Source organism: Streptomyces sp. NRRL F-6492, from assembly GCF_001280125.1.
In the GTDB taxonomy this organism is placed as follows: domain Bacteria; phylum Actinomycetota; class Actinomycetes; order Streptomycetales; family Streptomycetaceae; genus Streptomyces.
Genome location: NZ_LGEG01000233.1, coordinates 108856 through 126815 on the forward strand (window position 1 = coordinate 108856; position 17960 = coordinate 126815).

The following is a 17960-nucleotide window of genomic DNA, read 5'->3' on the forward strand; positions in this document are numbered from 1 at the left end:
CGGCCACCCCGTGATCGGGATGACCGCCCTCGGCGTCGAGCGCGACTCGCTTACTGGTTGTACGGACCGTAGTCGTAGTCCTCCAGCGGAACGGCCTGGCCGGAGCCCGAGCCGAACGGCGAGTAGTCGATGTCGTCGTAGCCGACGGCCGAGTACATCGCGGCCTTGGCCTCCTCGGTCGGCTCGACCCGGATGTTGCGGTAGCGGGACAGACCCGTACCGGCCGGGATGAGCTTACCGATGATGACGTTCTCCTTGAGGCCGATGAGGCTGTCGGACTTGGCGTTGATCGCCGCGTCCGTCAGCACTCGGGTCGTCTCCTGGAAGGAGGCGGCCGACAGCCAGGACTCCGTCGCCAGCGAGGCCTTGGTGATGCCCATCAGCTGCGGACGGCCGGAGGCGGGGTGACCGCCCTCGGTGACCACACGACGGTTCTCGGTCTCGAACTTCGACCGCTCGACCAGCTCGCCCGGCAGGAGCTCCGCGTCGCCGGACTCGATGATCGTCACGCGGCGCAGCATCTGCCGGATGATGATCTCGATGTGCTTGTCGTGGATCGACACGCCCTGCGAGTTGTAGACCTTCTGGACTTCGCCGACCAGGTGGACCTGGACCGCGCGCTGACCGAGGATCCGGAGCACGTCGTGCGGGTTGGTGGCACCCACGGTGAGCTTCTGGCCCACCTCGACGTGGTCGCCCTCGCCCACGAGCAGACGGGCACGCTTCGAGATCGGGAACGCCGTCTCGTCGGTGCCGTCGTCCGGGGTGACGACGATCTTCTTGGTCTTCTCGGTCTCCTCGATGCGGACGCGGCCGGCCGCCTCCGAGATCGGGGCGACACCCTTCGGCTGCCGGGCCTCGAAGAGCTCGACGACACGGGGCAGACCCTGGGTGATGTCGTCACCGGCCACACCACCGGTGTGGAAGGTACGCATCGTCAGCTGGGTACCGGGCTCACCGATGGACTGGGCGGCGATGATGCCGACCGCCTCACCGATGTCGACCAGCTTGCCGGTGGCGAGCGAACGGCCGTAGCAGAACGCGCAGGTGCCGACGGCGGACTCACAGGTCAGGACCGAACGGGTCTTGACCTCCTCGACGCCCGCGTTGACCAGGGCGTCGATGAGCACGTCACCCAGGTCGACGTTGGCCGGCGCGATGACCTTGCCGTCCACGACGACGTCCTCGGCGAGCATCCGCGCGTACACGGAGGTCTCGACGTCGTCCGTCTTGCGCAGGGCGCCCGTCTCGTCCTTCGCCGCGATCCGCAGCTTCAGACCGCGCTCGGTGCCGCAGTCCTCCTCGCGGATGATGACGTCCTGCGAGACGTCCACCAGACGACGGGTCAGGTAACCCGAGTCGGCGGTGCGCAGGGCGGTGTCGGCGAGACCCTTACGGGCACCGTGCGTCGAGATGAAGTACTCGAGGACGGACAGGCCCTCGCGGAAGGACGCCTTGATGGGACGCGGGATGGTCTCGTTCTTCGCGTTCGACACCAGACCGCGCATACCCGCGATCTGCCGCATCTGCATCATGTTTCCTCGGGCACCCGAGTCGACCATCATGAAGATGGGGTTGGTCTTGGGGAAGTTCGCGTTCATCGCCTCGGCGACCTCGTTGGTCGCCTTGGTCCAGATCGCGATGAGCTCCTGCGTGCGCTCTTCCTTGGTGATCAGACCGCGCTCGTACTGCTTCTGGACCTTCTCGTCCTGCGCCTCGTACCCGGCGACGATCTCCTTCTTCGCCTCGGGGACGACGACGTCGGAGATGGCCACGGTGACGCCGGAGCGGGTCGCCCAGAAGAAGCCGGACGCCTTCAGGTTGTCGAGCGTCGCCGCCACGATGACCTTGGGGTAGCGCTCGGCCAGGTCGTTGACGATCTCGGAGAGCTGCTTCTTGCCCACCGAGTAGTCGACGAACGGGTAGTCCTCGGGCAGCAGCTCGTTGAAGAGCGCGCGGCCCAGGGTGGTGCGCAGGCGGAACGAGTCCCCCTGCTGCCACTCGGGCTCGCCCTCCTCGCGCGCCGGCGGGGTCCAGCCGCGCGGCGGGATGGTGCCCACCGGGAAGCGGATGTCGACCGGCGACTGCAGCGCGAGCTCGCCGGCGTCGAACGCCATGATCGCCTCGGCCGTGGAGCCGAACGCGCGGCCCTCGCCCTTGGTGTCACGGAGCTCGCCGTCGGTGGTCAGGAAGAACAGACCGAGGACCATGTCCTGGGTCGGCATCGTGACCGGACGGCCGTCGGCCGGCTTGAGGATGTTGTTCGAGGACAGCATCAGGATGCGGGCCTCGGCCTGCGCCTCCGCGGAGAGCGGCAGGTGGACGGCCATCTGGTCACCGTCGAAGTCCGCGTTGAACGCGGTGCAGACGAGCGGGTGGATCTGGATGGCCTTGCCCTCGACCAGCTGCGGCTCGAAGGCCTGGATGCCGAGGCGGTGCAGCGTGGGCGCACGGTTCAGCAGGACCGGGTGCTCGGCGATGACCTCTTCGAGGACGTCGTACACGACCGTGCGGCCGCGCTCGACCATCCGCTTGGCGCTCTTGATGTTCTGCGCGTGGTTCAGGTCGACCAGGCGCTTCATCACGAACGGCTTGAAGAGCTCCAGCGCCATGGCCTTCGGCAGACCGCACTGGTGCAGCTTGAGCTGCGGGCCGACGACGATGACGGAACGGGCCGAGTAGTCGACTCGCTTGCCGAGCAGGTTCTGACGGAAACGACCCTGCTTGCCCTTGAGCATGTCGCTCAGGGACTTCAGCGGGCGGTTGCCGGGACCGGTGACCGGGCGACCGCGACGACCGTTGTCGAAGAGGGCGTCCACGGCCTCCTGGAGCATGCGCTTCTCGTTGTTCACGATGATCTCGGGCGCGCCGAGGTCGAGAAGCCGCTTCAGGCGGTTGTTGCGGTTGATCACGCGGCGGTACAGGTCGTTCAGGTCGGAGGTCGCGAAGCGGCCACCGTCCAGCTGCACCATCGGACGCAGGTCCGGCGGGATGACCGGCACGCAGTCGAGAACCATGCCCTTGGGGCTGTTCGCGGTCTGCAGGAACGCCGAGACGACCTTGAGGCGCTTGAGCGCGCGGGTCTTCTTCTGGCCCTTGCCGGTGCGGATGATCTCGCGGAGGCGCTCGGCCTCCTCCTCCAGGTCGAAGGACTCCAGGCGCTTCTGCAGCGCCGCGGCGCCCATCGAGCCGTCGAAGTACGTGCCGAAGCGGTCACGCAGCTCGCGGTAGAGGAGCTCGTCGCCCTCCAGGTCCTGGACCTTGAGGTTCTTGAAGCGCGACCAGACCTCGTCCAGACGGTCGATCTCGCGCTGCGCGCGGTCGCGCAGCTGCTTCATCTCGCGCTCGGCACCCTCGCGCACCTTGCGGCGCACGTCGGCCTTGGCGCCCTCGGCCTCCAGCTCGCCGAGGTCGTTCTCGAGCTTCTTGGCGCGGGCCTCCAGGTCGGAGTCGCGACGGTTCTCGATCTGCTGGCGCTCGACGGAGACGTGCGCCTCCAGGGAGGGCAGGTCACGCGTACGGCGCTCGTCGTCGACGTACGTGATCATGTACGCCGCGAAGTAGATGACCTTCTCCAGGTCCTTCGGGGCGAGGTCGAGCAGGTATCCGAGGCGCGACGGGACGCCCTTGAAGTACCAGATGTGGGTGACGGGAGCGGCGAGCTCGATGTGGCCCATCCGCTCGCGGCGCACCTTGGCGCGGGTGACCTCGACGCCACACCGCTCACAGATGATGCCCTTGAAGCGGACACGCTTGTACTTGCCGCAGTAGCACTCCCAGTCCCGGGTCGGACCGAAGATCTTCTCGCAGAAGAGTCCGTCCTTCTCGGGCTTGAGCGTGCGGTAGTTGATGGTCTCCGGCTTCTTGACCTCGCCGTGGCTCCACTGACGGATGTCGTCAGCGGTGGCCAGACCGATCCGGAGCTCGTCGAAGAAGTTGACGTCGAGCACTATGCGTCAATCCCTCTCAGGGTTGTAAGGCTGTGGGTCTGATACGGGGGTCCTGGGGCCGGCGGGGGGACCGTGACTGGTCCCCCCGGCCGGACTCCCGTCAGACCTCTTCGACGCTGCTCGGCTCGCGCCGGGACAGGTCGATGCCGAGCTCCTCCGCTGCGCGGAAGACGTCCTCGTCGGTGTCGCGCATCTCGATGGACATGCCGTCCGAGGACAGCACCTCCACGTTGAGGCACAGGGACTGCATCTCCTTGATGAGCACCTTGAAGGACTCGGGGATGCCGGGCTCAGGGATGTTCTCGCCCTTGACGATGGCCTCGTAGACCTTCACGCGGCCGGTCACGTCGTCGGACTTGATCGTCAGCAGCTCCTGGAGGGCGTAAGCGGCGCCGTACGCCTCCAGCGCCCACACCTCCATCTCACCGAAGCGCTGGCCACCGAACTGGGCCTTACCACCCAGCGGCTGCTGGGTGATCATCGAGTACGGGCCGGTCGAACGCGCGTGGAGCTTGTCGTCGACCAGGTGGTGGAGCTTGAGGATGTACATGTACCCGACGGAGATCGGGTCCGGGAACGGCTCGCCGGAGCGGCCGTCGAACAGCCTCGCCTTGCCGGTCGGGAGCACCATGCGCTCGCCGTCGCGGTTCGGGATGGTGTGGTTCAGCAGGCCCGCGAGCTCGTCCTCGCGCGCACCGTCGAAGACCGGGGTCGCGACGTTGGTGCCGGGGGCGACCTGGTCGGCGCCGATCGCCTGGAGGCGCTGCGCCCACTCGTCCGCGAGGCCGGAGACGTCCCAGCCGCGGCTGGCGAGCCAGCCGAGGTGGATCTCCAGGACCTGTCCCGGGTTCATTCGGGACGGGACGCCGAGGGGGTTGAGGATGATGTCGACCGGGGTGCCGTCCTCCAGGAACGGCATGTCCTCGATCGGCAGGATCTTCGAGATGACGCCCTTGTTGCCGTGACGGCCGGCGAGCTTGTCACCGTCGGTGATCTTGCGCTTCTGGGCGACGTAGACGCGGACCAGCTGGTTCACGCCGGGGGGAAGCTCGTCGCCCTCCTCGCGGTCGAAGACGCGCACGCCGATGATCTTGCCGATCTCGCCGTGGGGCACCTTCAGGGAGGTGTCGCGGACCTCGCGCGCCTTCTCGCCGAAGATCGCGCGGAGCAGGCGCTCCTCCGGGGTCAGCTCGGTCTCGCCCTTGGGCGTGACCTTGCCGACCAGGATGTCGCCGGCGACGACCTCGGCACCGATGCGGATGATGCCGCGCTCGTCGAGGTCCGCGAGGACCTCCTCGGAGACGTTCGGGATGTCCCGGGTGATCTCCTCCGGGCCGAGCTTGGTGTCACGGGCGTCGACCTCGTGCTCCTCGATGTGGATCGAGGAGAGGACGTCGTCCTGCACGAGGCGCTGCGACAGGATGATCGCGTCCTCGTAGTTGTGGCCCTCCCACGGCATGAACGCCACGAGGAGGTTCTTGCCGAGCGCCATCTCGCCGTCTTCGGTGGCGGGACCGTCGGCGAGGACCTGGCCCTCGACGACGCGGTCGCCCTCGTCCACGACGACCTTCTGGTTCACAGAGGTGCCCTGGTTGGAGCGGGAGAACTTGTGCAGGCGGTACGTGATGTACGTGCCGTCGTCGTTGGCGACCGTGATGTAGTCGGCCGACAGCTCCTGGACGACACCGTCCTTCTCGGCCTTGAGCACGTCGCCGGCGTCGGTGGCGCAGCGGTACTCCATGCCGGTGCCGACGAGCGGGGCCTCGGACTTGATGAGCGGAACGGCCTGGCGCATCATGTTCGCGCCCATGAGGGCGCGGTTGGCGTCGTCGTGCTCCAGGAACGGGATCATGGCGGTCGCGACCGACACCATCTGGCGCGGCGAGACGTCCATGTAGTCCACGTCGGCCGGGAGGACGTAGTCGACCTCGCCGCCGCGCTTGCGGACCAGGACGCGGTTCTCGGTGAAGCGCAGGTCGTCGTCGAGGCCGGCGTTGGCCTGCGCGATGACGAAGCGGTCCTCCTCGTCGGCGGTGACGTAGTCGACCTCGTCGGTGACCTGGCCGTCGACGACCTTGCGGTACGGCGTCTCGATGAAGCCGAACGCGTTGACGCGGCCGTACGAGGCGAGCGAACCGATCAGACCGATGTTCGGGCCTTCGGGGGTCTCGATCGGGCACATGCGTCCGTAGTGGGACGGGTGCACGTCTCGGACCTCGAAGCCGGCCCGCTCGCGGGACAGACCACCGGGACCCAGCGCCGAGAGACGACGCTTGTGCGTCAGACCCGACAGCGGGTTGTTCTGGTCCATGAACTGCGACAGCTGGCTGGTGCCGAAGAACTCCTTGATGGAGGCGACGACCGGCCGGATGTTGATCAGGGTCTGCGGCGTGATCGCCTCGACGTCCTGCGTGGTCATCCGCTCGCGGACGACGCGCTCCATACGCGCCAGGCCCGTGCGGACCTGGTTCTGGATGAGCTCGCCGACGTTGCGCAGACGACGGTTGCCGAAGTGGTCGATGTCGTCGGTCTCGACGACGATCTCGTTGCCGTTCTCGCCGATCGTCTCGGTCTCGCCCGCGTGGAGCTTCACGAGGTACTTGATCGTGGCGATGACGTCGTCGGTGGTGAGCACGCCGGCGTCCAGCGGCTCGTCCGCGCCGAGCTTCTTGTTCACCTTGTAGCGGCCGACCTTCGCGAGGTCGTAGCGCTTCGGGTTGAAGTAGAGGTTCTCGAGCAGCGTCTGAGCGGCCTCACGGGTCGGCGGCTCGCCCGGGCGCAGCTTGCGGTAGATGTCGAGCAGCGCGTCGTCCTGGCCCTGGGTGTGGTCCTTCTCCAGGGTGGCGCGCATGGACTCGTACTCGCCGAACTCCTGGAGGATCTGCTCGGTGGTCCAGCCGAGGGCCTTCAGGAGGACGGTGACGGACTGCTTGCGCTTGCGGTCGATGCGGACACCGACCAGGTCGCGCTTGTCGATCTCCATCTCCAGCCAGGCACCCCGGGACGGGATGATCTTGGCGGAGAAGATGTCCTTGTCGGACGTCTTGTCGATCGAGGAGTCGAAGTAGACGCCCGGCGAACGGACCAGCTGCGACACCACGACACGCTCGGTGCCGTTGATGACGAAGGTGCCCTTGTTGGTCATGAGCGGGAAGTCGCCCATGAAGACCGTCTGGGACTTGATCTCGCCGGTCTCGTTGTTGGTGAACTCGGCGGTGACGAAGAGCGGGGCGCCGTACGTGAAGTCACGGTCCTTGCACTCGTCGATCGAGTTCTTCGGCGGCTCGAAGCGGTGGTCGCGGAAGGTCAGCGACATCGACCCGGAGAAGTCCTCGATCGGGGAGATCTCCTCGAAGATCTCCTCCAGGCCGGACTTCGTGGGGACGTCCTGTCCCGACTCAAGGGCAGCCTCGACGCGAGCCTTCCAGGCGGCGTTGCCGAGCAGCCAGTCAAAGCTCTCGGTCTGCAGCGCGAGGAGGTTCGGAACCTCGAGGGGCTCCTTGATCTTTGCAAAGGAGATGCGCAGCGGGGCGGTGCTTGCGCCGTTGTTCGTATTGGTCGAGGCGTTGCGCGAGGCGGCCAAGAGGGGGTCCTTCCGAGGGCTCGGACTCACTACGCGCGTACCGGTCCCCAGCAGAGCTCCAGGGCAGACGTTTCCTGATGTGACCGAAGGGCCAGGTCAGAAGGGGTCGGCCGATGAAGCGGATGCGAAGGTATGCCCCTGGTGACGGGCAGGGGGCAGCTAACAGGCAGCGCAAAGGGTCAGTGTAGCCACTTGGCTCACTGATGTCCAGGGCGAGTTCTTCGCGACCCTCGTTGCTCTCAACTCCGCGCTACTTCGCGCCGTGCGGCGCACCTCGATACTGCCCGTTCCGCCGTCGATCCATGCCTCGGATACGGATCGTTGTGACGACGCGTCCTGAGAATTGCGCGCTGCGTGCGGTTCGTCAAGGGGCCCCGCTCCGCGGGGCGCACGGCGAAGATCACCATACTCCGCTTCCGACGGCCCCCCGGACGCCCGCCACGCCCGCTTCCGGGAACGCCGAAAGGCGACCACCCATGTGGATGATCGCCCTTCGGTGCTCCCGCGTTACACGGGGGCAGGAGTCGGCTCAGCGAACCGAAACGGCCTTACTTGACCGTGACAGCGGCACCGGCGGCCTTGAGGGACTCGGCGGCCTTCTCGGCGACGTCCTTCGCGACCTTCTCGAGGACCGGCTTCGGGGTGCCGTCGACGAGGTCCTTGGCCTCCTTGAGGCCCAGGGAGGTGAGCTCGCGCACGACCTTGATGACCTGGATCTTCTTGTCGCCGGCACCCTCGAGGATGACGTCGAACTCGTCCTGCTCGGCCTCGGCCTCGGCCGGGGCGGCGACGCCCGCCGGGGCGGCGGCGACGGCCGCGGCGGCGGTGACGTCGAACTTCTCCTCGAAGGCCTTCACGAACTCGGAGAGCTCGATGAGGGTGAGCTCCTCGAACTGGGCGAGGAGTTCGTCCTGGGTGAGCTTCGCCATGATGGGCGATCCTTCCACTAATTCGGCAGGTGCCGGATGTATAGAGAGGCGGGCGTACTGTCGGCCCGCTGCGATCCGCGCACTAGGCGGCGCGGATCAATGCGCGAGCCGAATTACTCGGCACCGCCCTGCTCGGCGAGCTTGACGCGAAGCGCCTCCGCGGTGCGGACGAACTTCGACGGCAGCGCCTGGAAGAGCGAGGCAGCCTGGGACTGCTTGCCCTTGAACGCGCCGGCCAGCTTGCTGAGCAGAACCTCGCGGGACTCGAGGTCCGCGAGCTTCTTGATCTCATCGGCGGAGAGCGCCTTGCCATCAAGGACACCGCCCTTGATGATGAGATTCGGGTTCTCCTTGGCGAAGTCACGCAGGCTCTTCGCCGACTCCACCGGGTCACCGGTGATGAAGGCGACCGCGGTCGGACCAGCGAAGTGCTCGTCCAGCGCGGTGATCCCGGCCTGGTTGGCCGCAATCTTGGTCAGCGTGTTCTTCACCACGGCGTACTGGGCGTTCTCACCGAGCGAACGACGCAGCGTCTTGAGCTGCGCCACGGTGAGACCCCGGTACTCGGTCAGCACGGCGGCGTTCGAGCTGCGGAACTGGTCCTCAAGCTCGGCTACCGCGGCAGCCTTGTCGGGCCTTGCCATAGAGCGTCGGCCTCCTTCCGGGTGATGAGGACCGCTCAGAAGGGGCTGACAAAACAAAACGCCCCGGGCGCAGGCGCACGGGGCTCAGCTCGACCGATCCACGAGGAACCGGGAACTCTTCCACATTCACCTGCGCGGGTCGTTCGCATCTCTCAGCGAATCCTTCGGCCACCGCACCCTGATGGGCGCAGAGACGACCAGCGGTCTTTGGCTTCTGTGGAAGCTTACGCGACCGGGTCGGCCGGGGGCAAATCAGCCCTGACCGATCCTTCCGGTGAACCTCTTGAGCAGCTCCGTGAAGCCGATCGTGTCCCCGGCGGCCGGGGGCCGGACGTCGGCCCGGACGCCGTAGTCGCTGTAGGTCGTGGTGAGTTCCGTCAGCGCCCCGCCGGCCTCGGTCCGGACGTCCATGCGCGCCGGGCGGCCGTCCGCGCCGATCCGGACCTCCACGTACCTGCCTCCCGGGAGCTCTCCCCCGTAGGCCTGCGCGCCGGAGCCCCGCACCGGGCCGAGGTGCTTCAGCGTCGGCGAACCGGCGAGGAGGCCGAGCTCCCGGGCCGGGTCCTGGTCCACGCTGCCCAGGCCGGCGGTCAGCTGGGTCACGAGCCCGGCGCCCGCGCCGGCGCCCGCGAGGTCGACCTTCATCCAGCGCTTGCCGCCCGTCCGCGCGGTCTGCGCGGCGCCCACGTCCAGGTAGGCGGCTCCGCCGGCGGTGAGCACGCGCGTCTCGGCGGGGGCTCCGGGGACGGCCGCCAGGTACGTCGAGTCGGTGACCTTCAGGTCCGCGACCGAGGGGCCCCATCCCTGGACGCCGGTGAACGTGCTGCTGCCGGCCGCCTGGCCGCCGCTGACCACGACGCGCATCCCGACCTTGGCGCTCCCGGCCCGCGCGGCCTCCCCGGAGGCGGCCCGTACGGCCTTCGCGGCCTCCTCGCGGCTCTGCGTCCCCGGTGCCGGGGACGCGGACGCGGAGCCGGTCGCCTTCGTGTCGCCGCCCTGGCACCCCGCGAGGCCGGTCACGACGACCGCGGCCGCCAGGACGACGGCCGCGCGCTTCCCTGCGTTCCCGCTCATGCGTGCCCCCACTTCTCGATCGTTGCCTCGGTCCCGACCGTAGACAAGAAGCCGGCCCCGCGCCTCCGGAGAGGTGCGGGGCCGGCTGACCACTTCAGCGAGCCGATGGGGCTCAGACCGCGGCCGGGTCCTCCTCGACGAGGAGGTTGCGGGTGCGGTTGGAGTCCAGCGGGATGCCGGGGCCCATCGTCGTCGTCAGGGTCGCCTTCTTGATGTAGCGGCCCTTGGCGGCGGACGGCTTCAGACGGAGGATCTCCTCCAGGGCCGCGGCGTAGTTCTCGACCAGCTTCGTCTCGTCGAAGGAGACCTTGCCGATGATGAAGTGCAGGTTCGAGTGCTTGTCGACGCGGAACTCGATCTTGCCGCCCTTGATCTCGTTGACGGCCTTGGCGACGTCGGGGGTGACGGTGCCGACCTTCGGGTTGGGCATGAGACCACGCGGGCCGAGGACGCGGCCGAGGCGGCCGACCTTGCCCATGAGGTCCGGGGTGGCCACCACGGCGTCGAACTCGTTCAGGCGGTTGCCCTTGGAGATCTCGTCGATGAGCTCGTCGGAGCCGACGATGTCGGCGCCGGCGGCGATCGCGGCCTCGGCACGGTCACCGGTCGCGAAGACCAGGACCCGGGCGGTCTTGCCGGTGCCGTGCGGGAGGTTCACGGTGCCGCGGACCATCTGGTCGGCCTTGCGCGGGTCGACACCCAGGCGGAAGGCGACCTCGACGGTGCCGTCGAACTTCGTGGTGGCGGTGTCCTTGGCGAGACGGACGGCCTCGAGGGGAGCGTAGTTCCGCTCGCGGTCGACCTTGGCGTCCGCGCCGCGGAGAGCCTTGCTGCGCTTCACTTCTTCTCCTGTTGGTTCAGGTATGGAGTCGTGGTGCGGGCCGCGCCGGCCCTACCACTGGGTCACGAGGGGGCTGATCAGCCCTCGACCGTGATGCCCATGGAACGGGCGGTGCCAGCGATGATCTTGGACGCGGCGTCCAGGTCGTTGGCGTTCAGGTCGGGGAGCTTGACCGTGGCGATCTCGCGGACCTGGGCGGCGGTGAGCTTGGCGACCTTGGTCTTGTGCGGCTCGCCGGAGCCCTTGTCCACACCCGCGGCCTTGAGGATCAGCTTGGCGGCCGGCGGAGTCTTGGTGATGAAGGTGAAGGAACGGTCCTCGTAGACCGTGATCTCCACCGGCACGACCATGCCGCGCTGCGACTCGGTCGCGGCGTTGTAGGCCTTGCAGAACTCCATGATGTTGACGCCGTGCTGGCCCAGTGCGGGACCGACCGGCGGGGCCGGGTTGGCCGCACCGGCGTTGATCTGGAGCTTGATAAGCCCCGTGACCTTCTTCTTCTTGGGAGGCATTGCTCTCTCCGGGTCCTAGTGAGAGTGTTCAGCCCGCCATCCGGACATCCGGATGCAGGCATACCGCACCACGATAACGGGTATGGAGGTGCGGCTAAAAACCGAGCAGGTCAGAGCGGCTGTCACAGCCCCTCTGACCTGGTCGGAAAACCGTGTGATCAGTTCTTCTGGATCTGGTCGAAGCTGAGCTCGACCGGAGTCTCGCGGCCGAAGATCTCGACGAGGCCCTTGACCTTCTTCGAGTCGGCGTTGATCTCGTTGATCGTGGCCTGGAGGGTGGCGAAGGGGCCGTCGGTGACGGTGACCGAGTCGCCGACCTCGAAGTCCAGGACCTGGACCTCCAGCTTGCGGGCCGGAGCCGGCTTGCCCTCGGCCTCGGCGGCCTCGCGGGCGGCCTTCTCCTCGGCCTCCGGGGCGAGCATCTTGACGATCTCGTCCAGGGTCAGCGGGTACGGGTCGTAGGCGTTGCCCACGAAGCCGGTGACGCCGGGGGTGTTGCGGACGACGCCCCAGGACTCGTTCGTGAGGTCCATGCGGACGAGCACGTAGCCGGGGAGCTTGTTCTGCTTGACGTTCTTCCGCTCGCCGCCCTTGATCTGGACGATCTCTTCCTCGGGGACCTCGGCCTGGTAGATGAAGTCCTCGACGTTGAGCGAGACGGCGCGCTGCTCCAGGTTGGCCTTCACGCGCTTCTCGTAGCCCGCGTAGGTGTGGATGACGTACCACTCGCCGGGGAGGGTGCGCAGCTCCTCGCGGAGCGCGGCGACCGGGTCGACCGGGGCGGCCTCCTCCTCGGTCTCTTCCTCGACCTCGGCGGCCTCGTCCTCGACGACGGCCTCGTCCTCGTCGGCCTCGTCCTCGACGAGGGCTTCGTCCTCGTCGGCCTCGTCGGCGGCGTCCTCGTCCTCGACGAGTTCGTCGGCGACGGCCTCGTCCTCGACGGTCTCCTCGGCGGCGGCCTCGCCCGCAGCGTCGTCAGCAGCGTCGGCCTGGTCCTCGTCGGCGGCCTCGACGGTGTCCAGCTCGTCCTCGACGGGCTCGGACTCGAAGGCGTCGTTCAGGTTCGCGTCAGACACGGTGGCTGCTTCTTCCTGCGATACAGATGGGGTGGAACAAAAAGTCAGCCGAAGACGTACTTGACTGCTTCCTGGAAGCCATAGTCAATCACGGTGACGAGGCCGATCATGATGACGACGAAGATGATCACCACGGTCGTGTACGTCGACAGCTGGCTGCGCGTGGGCCAGACGACCTTGCGGAGCTCCGCGATGATCTGACGGTAGAAGAGGGCGAGGCGACCCAGAGGGCCCTTCTTCCCGCGCTTCCCGCCCTTGCGGGACTTCCTCTTCGAGTCTGCGGCGTCATCGTCGGCATCAGGCGTGTCGATGGAGCCTACGGCGTCCGTCACGATGTCTCACCTGATTCCGGGTCGGCCGTGCCGCGCCCGGGTGAGCCGCACGGCGGTGCAATGAAGTACGTACATGCGCACAACACCTGGCGGTGTGTGTAGCAGGGCCGGAGGGACTTGAACCCCCAACCGCCGGTTTTGGAGACCGGTGCTCTACCAATTGAGCTACGACCCTTTGTCAGTGCCCCAACCTACCGCATCGTGAGACGCGGCCGGTGCGGACCAACGAGGAGTGAGCATACGTGGTCTTGGGCCCCTACGTCGAACAGGAGACGCTCCGACCTGCCGCAGGACGCGTGTACGACCGGGAATGACCGTTCCTGTCCGGTCCGTGAAACCTGTGTGCCCGGCCGGAACGCGGTCTGGGACGATGGGCCGCATGAGCGCTGCTACCCCTCCCACCGAGCGTCGGGTCTCCGCCCGGATCGGTGCGATCTCCGAGTCCGCCACCCTCGCCGTCGACGCCAAGGCCAAGGCCCTCAAGGCCGCCGGTCGCCCGGTGATCGGTTTCGGCGCGGGCGAGCCCGACTTCCCGACCCCCGACTACATCGTCGAGGCGGCCGTGGAGGCCTGCAAGAACCCGAAGTACCACCGCTACACGCCGGCCGGCGGCCTGCCCGAGCTGAAGTCGGCCATCGCCGCCAAGACGCTGCGCGACTCCGGCTACGAGGTCGACCCGTCCCAGATCCTGGTGACCAACGGCGGCAAGCAGGCGATCTACGAGGCCTTCGCCGCGATCCTCGACCCGGGCGACGAGGTCATCGTCCCGGCGCCGTACTGGACGACGTACCCCGAGTCGATCCGCCTCGCGGGCGGCGTCCCGGTGGAGGTCGTGGCCGACGAGACGACCGGCTACCGGGTCTCGGTGGAGCAGCTGGAGGCGGCCCGCACGGAGAAGACCAAGGTCGTCCTCTTCGTCTCCCCCTCGAACCCGACCGGCGCCGTCTACAGCGAGGCCGACGCCGAGGCGATCGGCCGCTGGGCCGTCGAGCACGGCCTGTGGGTCCTGACGGACGAGATCTACGAGCACCTGGTCTACGGCGACGCGAAGTTCACCTCGCTGCCGGCGCTCGTGCCCGAGCTGCGCGACAAGTGCGTCGTGGTCAACGGCGTGGCGAAGACGTACGCGATGACGGGCTGGCGCGTCGGGTGGATCGTGGGCCCGAAGGACGTCGTGAAGGCCGCCACGAACCTCCAGTCGCACGCCACGTCCAACGTGAGCAACGTCGCGCAGGTCGCCGCGCTCGCCGCCGTCTCCGGGAACCTGGACGCGGTCGCGGAGATGCGCACCGCCTTCGACCGGCGCCGGCAGACGATCGTGCGGATGCTGAACGAGATCGACGGCGTCGTCTGCCCGACCCCGGAGGGCGCGTTCTACGTGTACCCGTCGGTGAAGGGGCTGCTCGGCAAGGAGATCCGCGGGCAGCGCCCGGCGACCTCGGTCGAGCTGGCCGCCCTGATCCTGGACGAGGTCGAGGTCGCGGTCGTCCCGGGCGAGGCCTTCGGCACCCCGGGCTACCTGCGCCTGTCGTACGCGCTGGGCGACGAGGACCTGGTGGAGGGCGTGTCCCGGATCCAGAAGCTCCTGGCCGAGGCGACGGACTGATCGCGGCGGCACGCGGGCCCCGGTTCTTCGGAACCGGGGCCCGTTTGTGCGTTCGGGCGGGGTCCCGATCGGGGAAAGGGACTGTCCTCCCCCGTTCGGGTGCGGCAGGATCGGTCGATGCTGGCCTTTTCAGAGGGACACCCCCCGAACCCCCCGCACGACGACCGCGACCTCACCCTGTTGCCTAAGGCCCATCTCCACCTGCACTTCACCGGTTCGATGCGGCCCACGACGCTGATCGAGCTGGCCGACAAGTACGGCGTGCACCTCCCGGAAGCGCTGAGCAGCGGTACGCCTCCCAAGCTGCGGGCGACCGACGAGCGCGGCTGGTTCCGCTTCCAGCGGCTCTACGACATCGCCCGCTCCTGCCTGCGCTCGCCGGAGGACATCCGGCGGCTCGTCCGCGAGGCGGCCGAGGAGGACGTCAGGGACGGTTCGGGGTGGCTGGAGATCCAGGTCGACCCCACCTCGTACGCCCCGCACCTCGGCGGGCTCATCCCGGCCCTGGAGATCATCCTGGACGCGGTCGAGTCGGCGTCCCGGGACACCGGGCTCGGGATGCGGGTCCTGGTGGCGGCGAACCGGATGAAGCACCCCCTGGAGGCGCGCACCCTGGCCCGGCTCGCGGTGCGGTTCGCGGACCGGGGCGTGGTGGGCTTCGGGCTCTCCAACGACGAGCGGCGCGGCATGGCCCGTGACTTCGACCGGGCGTTCGCGATCGCCCGGGACGGCGGCCTGCTCGCGGCCCCGCACGGCGGCGAGCTGACGGGCCCGGCGTCGGTGCGGGACTGCCTGGACGACCTGCGGGCGGCGCGGGTCGGCCACGGGGTGCGGGCGGCGGAGGACCCGAGGCTGCTGCGCAGGCTCGCCGAGCGCGGGGTGACCTGCGAGGTCTGCCCGGCGTCGAACGTGGCCCTCGGGGTGTACGAGAGGCACGAGGACGTGCCGCTGCGGACCCTCTTCGACGCGGGGGTGCCGATGGCGCTCGGCGCGGACGACCCGCTGCTCTTCGGCTCGCGGCTCGCGGCGCAGTACGAGATCGCCCGCCGGCACCACGGCTTCACGGACGCGGAACTGGCGGAGCTGGCCCGGCAGTCGGTCCGGGGTTCGGCGGCCCCGGAGGGGGTACGGGAGAAGCTGCTCGCGGGCATCGACGACTGGATCGGGTCCTGAACGGGCTTTGAGCGGGCGGGTCCTGCCACGGGGGAGGCACGGGATGATGAGGCTGACCGTCTTCGGCGCGACCGGCGGCACGGGCCGGGAGATCGTCCGCCAGGCGCTGGCCGCGGGCCACGAGGTGACGGCGGTGGTGCGGAACCCGGCGCGGCTCGCGGTGACCGGCACGCGGCTCGTGGTCCGGCGGGCCGAGGACCTGTCCGCACCCGGGCCCCTGCGCGCGGCGGTCGCCGGCCGGGACGCGGTGCTCTCGGGCCTCGGGGCCAGGAGCCGGGCGGACGCGGGCGTGGCGGCCCGGCTGACCCGCTCGGTGCTCGCGGCGATGGAGGCCGAGAAGGTGCGCCGCCTCCTGGTGGTCAGCGCGGCCCCGCTGGGCCCGGTCCCGGACGGTCAGGCCCTCGTGGACAGGGCGGCCCGCGCGGTCGTCGGCGCCGTCCTGAAGGACGTGTACGCCGATCTGCGGGCCATGGAGTCCGACCTCGCCGCGAGCGGCGCCGACTGGACCGCCGTGCGCCCGCCGCGGCTGACGGACGGGCCGGTCACCGGCCGGTACCGCACGGCCGTCGCCGGCACCCCGCCCCGGGGCCGCTTCCTGGCCCGCGCGGACGTGGCGCACGCGATGCTGGCGATGATCGACGACCCTGCGACGGTGAAGCAGGGCGTGGGCGTCGCGTACTGACCGGCGGGCTTCCTAGATCTCGACGCCGACGGTGACGGGCTCGTTGACGAGGGTGATCCCGAAAGCCTCGCGGACCCCGGCGACGACCTCGCGGGCGAGGGCGAGCAGGTCCTCGGTGGTCGCGCCGCCCCGGTTGGTGAGGGCGAGCGTGTGCTTGGTGGAGATCCGGGCGGGCCCGGAGCCGTATCCCTTGGTGAACCCGGCCCGGTCGATCAGCCAGGCCGCCGAGGTCTTCACGTCGTCGCCGTCGTCCCCGGCGGGGAAGGCCGGCGGGACGACGTCCGGGCCGAGCCGCTCGGCCACGCGCGCGAGGAAGGCCTCGTACTGCCCGGCCGTGAGGATCGGGTTGGTGAAGAAGGAGCCGGCCGACCAGGTGTCGTGGTCCTCCGGGTCCAGGACCATGCCCTTCCCGGCGCGCAGCTTCAGGACGGTCTCGCGGGCGGCGGCGAGCGGGACGCGGTCGCCGGGCCCGACGCCGAGGGCGCGGGCGGTCTCGGCGTACTTGACGGGCGCGGAGAGCCCGTCGGCGTCTTCGAGCTCGAAGCGGACGCGCAGCACGACGTACCGCTCGGGGTGCTCCTTGAAGCGGCTGTGCCGGTACGTGAAGGCGCACTCGGCGTTGGTGAGCGTGACCGTCTCGCGGGTGGTCCGGTCGTACGCGACGACCTCGGTGACGGTGGCGGAGACGTCCTGCCCGTACGCGCCGACGTTCTGGATGGGGGTGGCCCCGGCCGAGCCGGGGATCCCGGCCAGGCACTCGATCCCGGCGAGCCCGGCCTCGACGGTCCGCGCGACGGCGTCCGTCCAGACCTCTCCGGCGGCCAGCTCCAGACGGGTCCCGTCGAGGGAGAAGCCGGTGGTGGCGATCCGCAGCGCGGTGCCGTCGAAGCCCTTGTCCCCGATGACCAGGTTGGACCCGCCGCCGACGATCAGCAGCGGCGTCCCGGCGTCGTCGGCCTCGCGGACGGCCGCGATCACCTCGTCGTCGGTGACGGCGGTGACGAGCCGGGAGGCGGGGCCGCCGAGGCGGAAGGTGGTGAGGGGGGCGAGGGGGGCGTCGTTGAGGAGCTGCACGTTCCAAATAGTACTTACCTGTTGCGCGCGCAACAGGTAAGTACTGGGCCGCCCCTCAGGCGAGCCGCACCACGGCCCGGCTCATCCCGAGGACCTTCTGGCCCGCGCTGGTCGCCGTGAGGTCGACCCGGACCAGGCCGTCGTCCAGCTTGGCCGCGACCTTGGCGCTGACCTCGATCAGGGCGCCGGTGTCGTCGTCGGGGACGACGACCGGCTTGGTGAAGCGGACGCCGTACTCGACGACGGCGGCGGGGTCGCCGGTCCAGTCGGTGACGACGCGGATCGCCTCGGCCATGGTGAACATGCCGTGGGCGATGACGTCGGGCAGGCCGACCGCGACCGCGAACCTCTCGTTCCAGTGGATGGGATTGAAGTCCCCGGAGGCGCCGGCGTACCGGACGAGGGTGGCGCGGGTCACCGGGAAGGTCTGCGCGGGCAGTTCGGTGCCGACCTCGACCTCGTCGTAGGCGATCTTCGCGGTCAT

Annotated in this window: 14 protein-coding genes and 1 tRNA gene; 3 read left to right on the plus strand and 12 right to left on the minus strand. The window is 69.0% G+C overall.

Annotated elements, in window-relative coordinates:
• Positions 1-50: 50 nt before the first annotated feature.
• From ADL08_RS23675 to ADL08_RS23720, 10 genes are all read right to left on the minus strand, one after another.
• Entirely contained in the window at positions 51-3950 is a 3900-nt protein-coding gene (locus ADL08_RS23675) for a DNA-directed RNA polymerase subunit beta' (protein WP_053646185.1), read from the minus strand.
• Positions 3951-4050: 100 nt separating this feature from the next.
• Positions 4051-7533 carry a DNA-directed RNA polymerase subunit beta gene (gene rpoB / locus ADL08_RS23680; protein WP_053646187.1) on the minus strand — a complete coding sequence of 1161 codons (3483 nt, stop codon included), beginning with the start codon at positions 7531-7533 and terminating at the stop codon, positions 4051-4053.
• 548 nt (positions 7534-8081) lie between these two features.
• Positions 8082-8462: a 50S ribosomal protein L7/L12 gene (rplL, locus tag ADL08_RS23685; RefSeq protein WP_053646189.1), complete on the minus strand. Its 381-nt coding sequence runs from the start codon at positions 8460-8462 to the stop codon at positions 8082-8084.
• A gap of 113 nt (positions 8463-8575) precedes the next feature.
• Positions 8576-9106 (minus strand): 50S ribosomal protein L10, encoded by a 531-nt coding sequence (gene rplJ / locus ADL08_RS23690; RefSeq protein WP_053646191.1) that lies wholly within the window; start codon positions 9104-9106, stop codon positions 8576-8578.
• A 252-nt stretch (positions 9107-9358) separates the two neighbouring features.
• A complete protein-coding gene (locus tag ADL08_RS23695) occupies positions 9359-10180 on the minus strand; it encodes a hypothetical protein (RefSeq protein ID WP_053646193.1) in 822 nt (273 codons plus the stop codon).
• A 112-nt stretch (positions 10181-10292) separates the two neighbouring features.
• Positions 10293-11021, minus strand: a complete 729-nt coding sequence (gene rplA, locus ADL08_RS23700; RefSeq protein WP_053646195.1) for a 50S ribosomal protein L1 — start codon at positions 11019-11021, stop codon at positions 10293-10295.
• A gap of 77 nt (positions 11022-11098) precedes the next feature.
• The gene (gene rplK, locus ADL08_RS23705; protein ID WP_030318720.1) at positions 11099-11533 is read right to left on the minus strand and encodes a 50S ribosomal protein L11; all 435 of its coding nucleotides are present in this window, start codon (positions 11531-11533) and stop codon (positions 11099-11101) included.
• A 158-nt stretch (positions 11534-11691) separates the two neighbouring features.
• Complete coding sequence (gene nusG / locus ADL08_RS23710) at positions 11692-12609, minus strand: transcription termination/antitermination protein NusG (protein WP_053646197.1); 918 nt, start codon at positions 12607-12609, stop codon at positions 11692-11694.
• Positions 12610-12653: 44 nt separating this feature from the next.
• Positions 12654-12941, minus strand: coding sequence for a preprotein translocase subunit SecE (gene secE, locus ADL08_RS23715; RefSeq protein ID WP_053646203.1), 288 nt, complete (start codon positions 12939-12941; stop codon positions 12654-12656).
• Between the two features lie 102 nt (positions 12942-13043).
• Positions 13044-13116 (minus strand) — tRNA-Trp (locus ADL08_RS23720).
• Positions 13117-13320: 204 nt separating this feature from the next.
• Here ADL08_RS23720 and ADL08_RS23725 point away from each other — a divergent pair.
• The 3 genes from ADL08_RS23725 to ADL08_RS23735 all read left to right on the plus strand — a co-directional run bounded on the left by ADL08_RS23725 (position 13321) and on the right by ADL08_RS23735 (position 16402).
• Positions 13321-14547, plus strand: a complete 1227-nt coding sequence (locus ADL08_RS23725) for a pyridoxal phosphate-dependent aminotransferase (RefSeq protein WP_053646258.1) — start codon at positions 13321-13323, stop codon at positions 14545-14547.
• A 117-nt stretch (positions 14548-14664) separates the two neighbouring features.
• Positions 14665-15720, plus strand: a complete 1056-nt coding sequence (locus ADL08_RS23730; protein WP_053646205.1) for an adenosine deaminase — start codon at positions 14665-14667, stop codon at positions 15718-15720.
• Positions 15721-15766: 46 nt separating this feature from the next.
• Positions 15767-16402, plus strand: coding sequence for an NAD(P)-dependent oxidoreductase (locus tag ADL08_RS23735; protein ID WP_053646259.1), 636 nt, complete (start codon positions 15767-15769; stop codon positions 16400-16402).
• A 12-nt stretch (positions 16403-16414) separates the two neighbouring features.
• On the opposite strand, the gene ADL08_RS23740 is transcribed toward ADL08_RS23735, so the two are convergent.
• Entirely contained in the window at positions 16415-17509 is a 1095-nt protein-coding gene (locus tag ADL08_RS23740; RefSeq protein ID WP_267889586.1) for a UDP-N-acetylmuramate dehydrogenase, read from the minus strand.
• A 22-nt stretch (positions 17510-17531) separates the two neighbouring features.
• The gene (locus ADL08_RS23745; protein WP_053646209.1) at positions 17532-17960 is read right to left on the minus strand and encodes a MaoC family dehydratase; all 429 of its coding nucleotides are present in this window, start codon (positions 17958-17960) and stop codon (positions 17532-17534) included.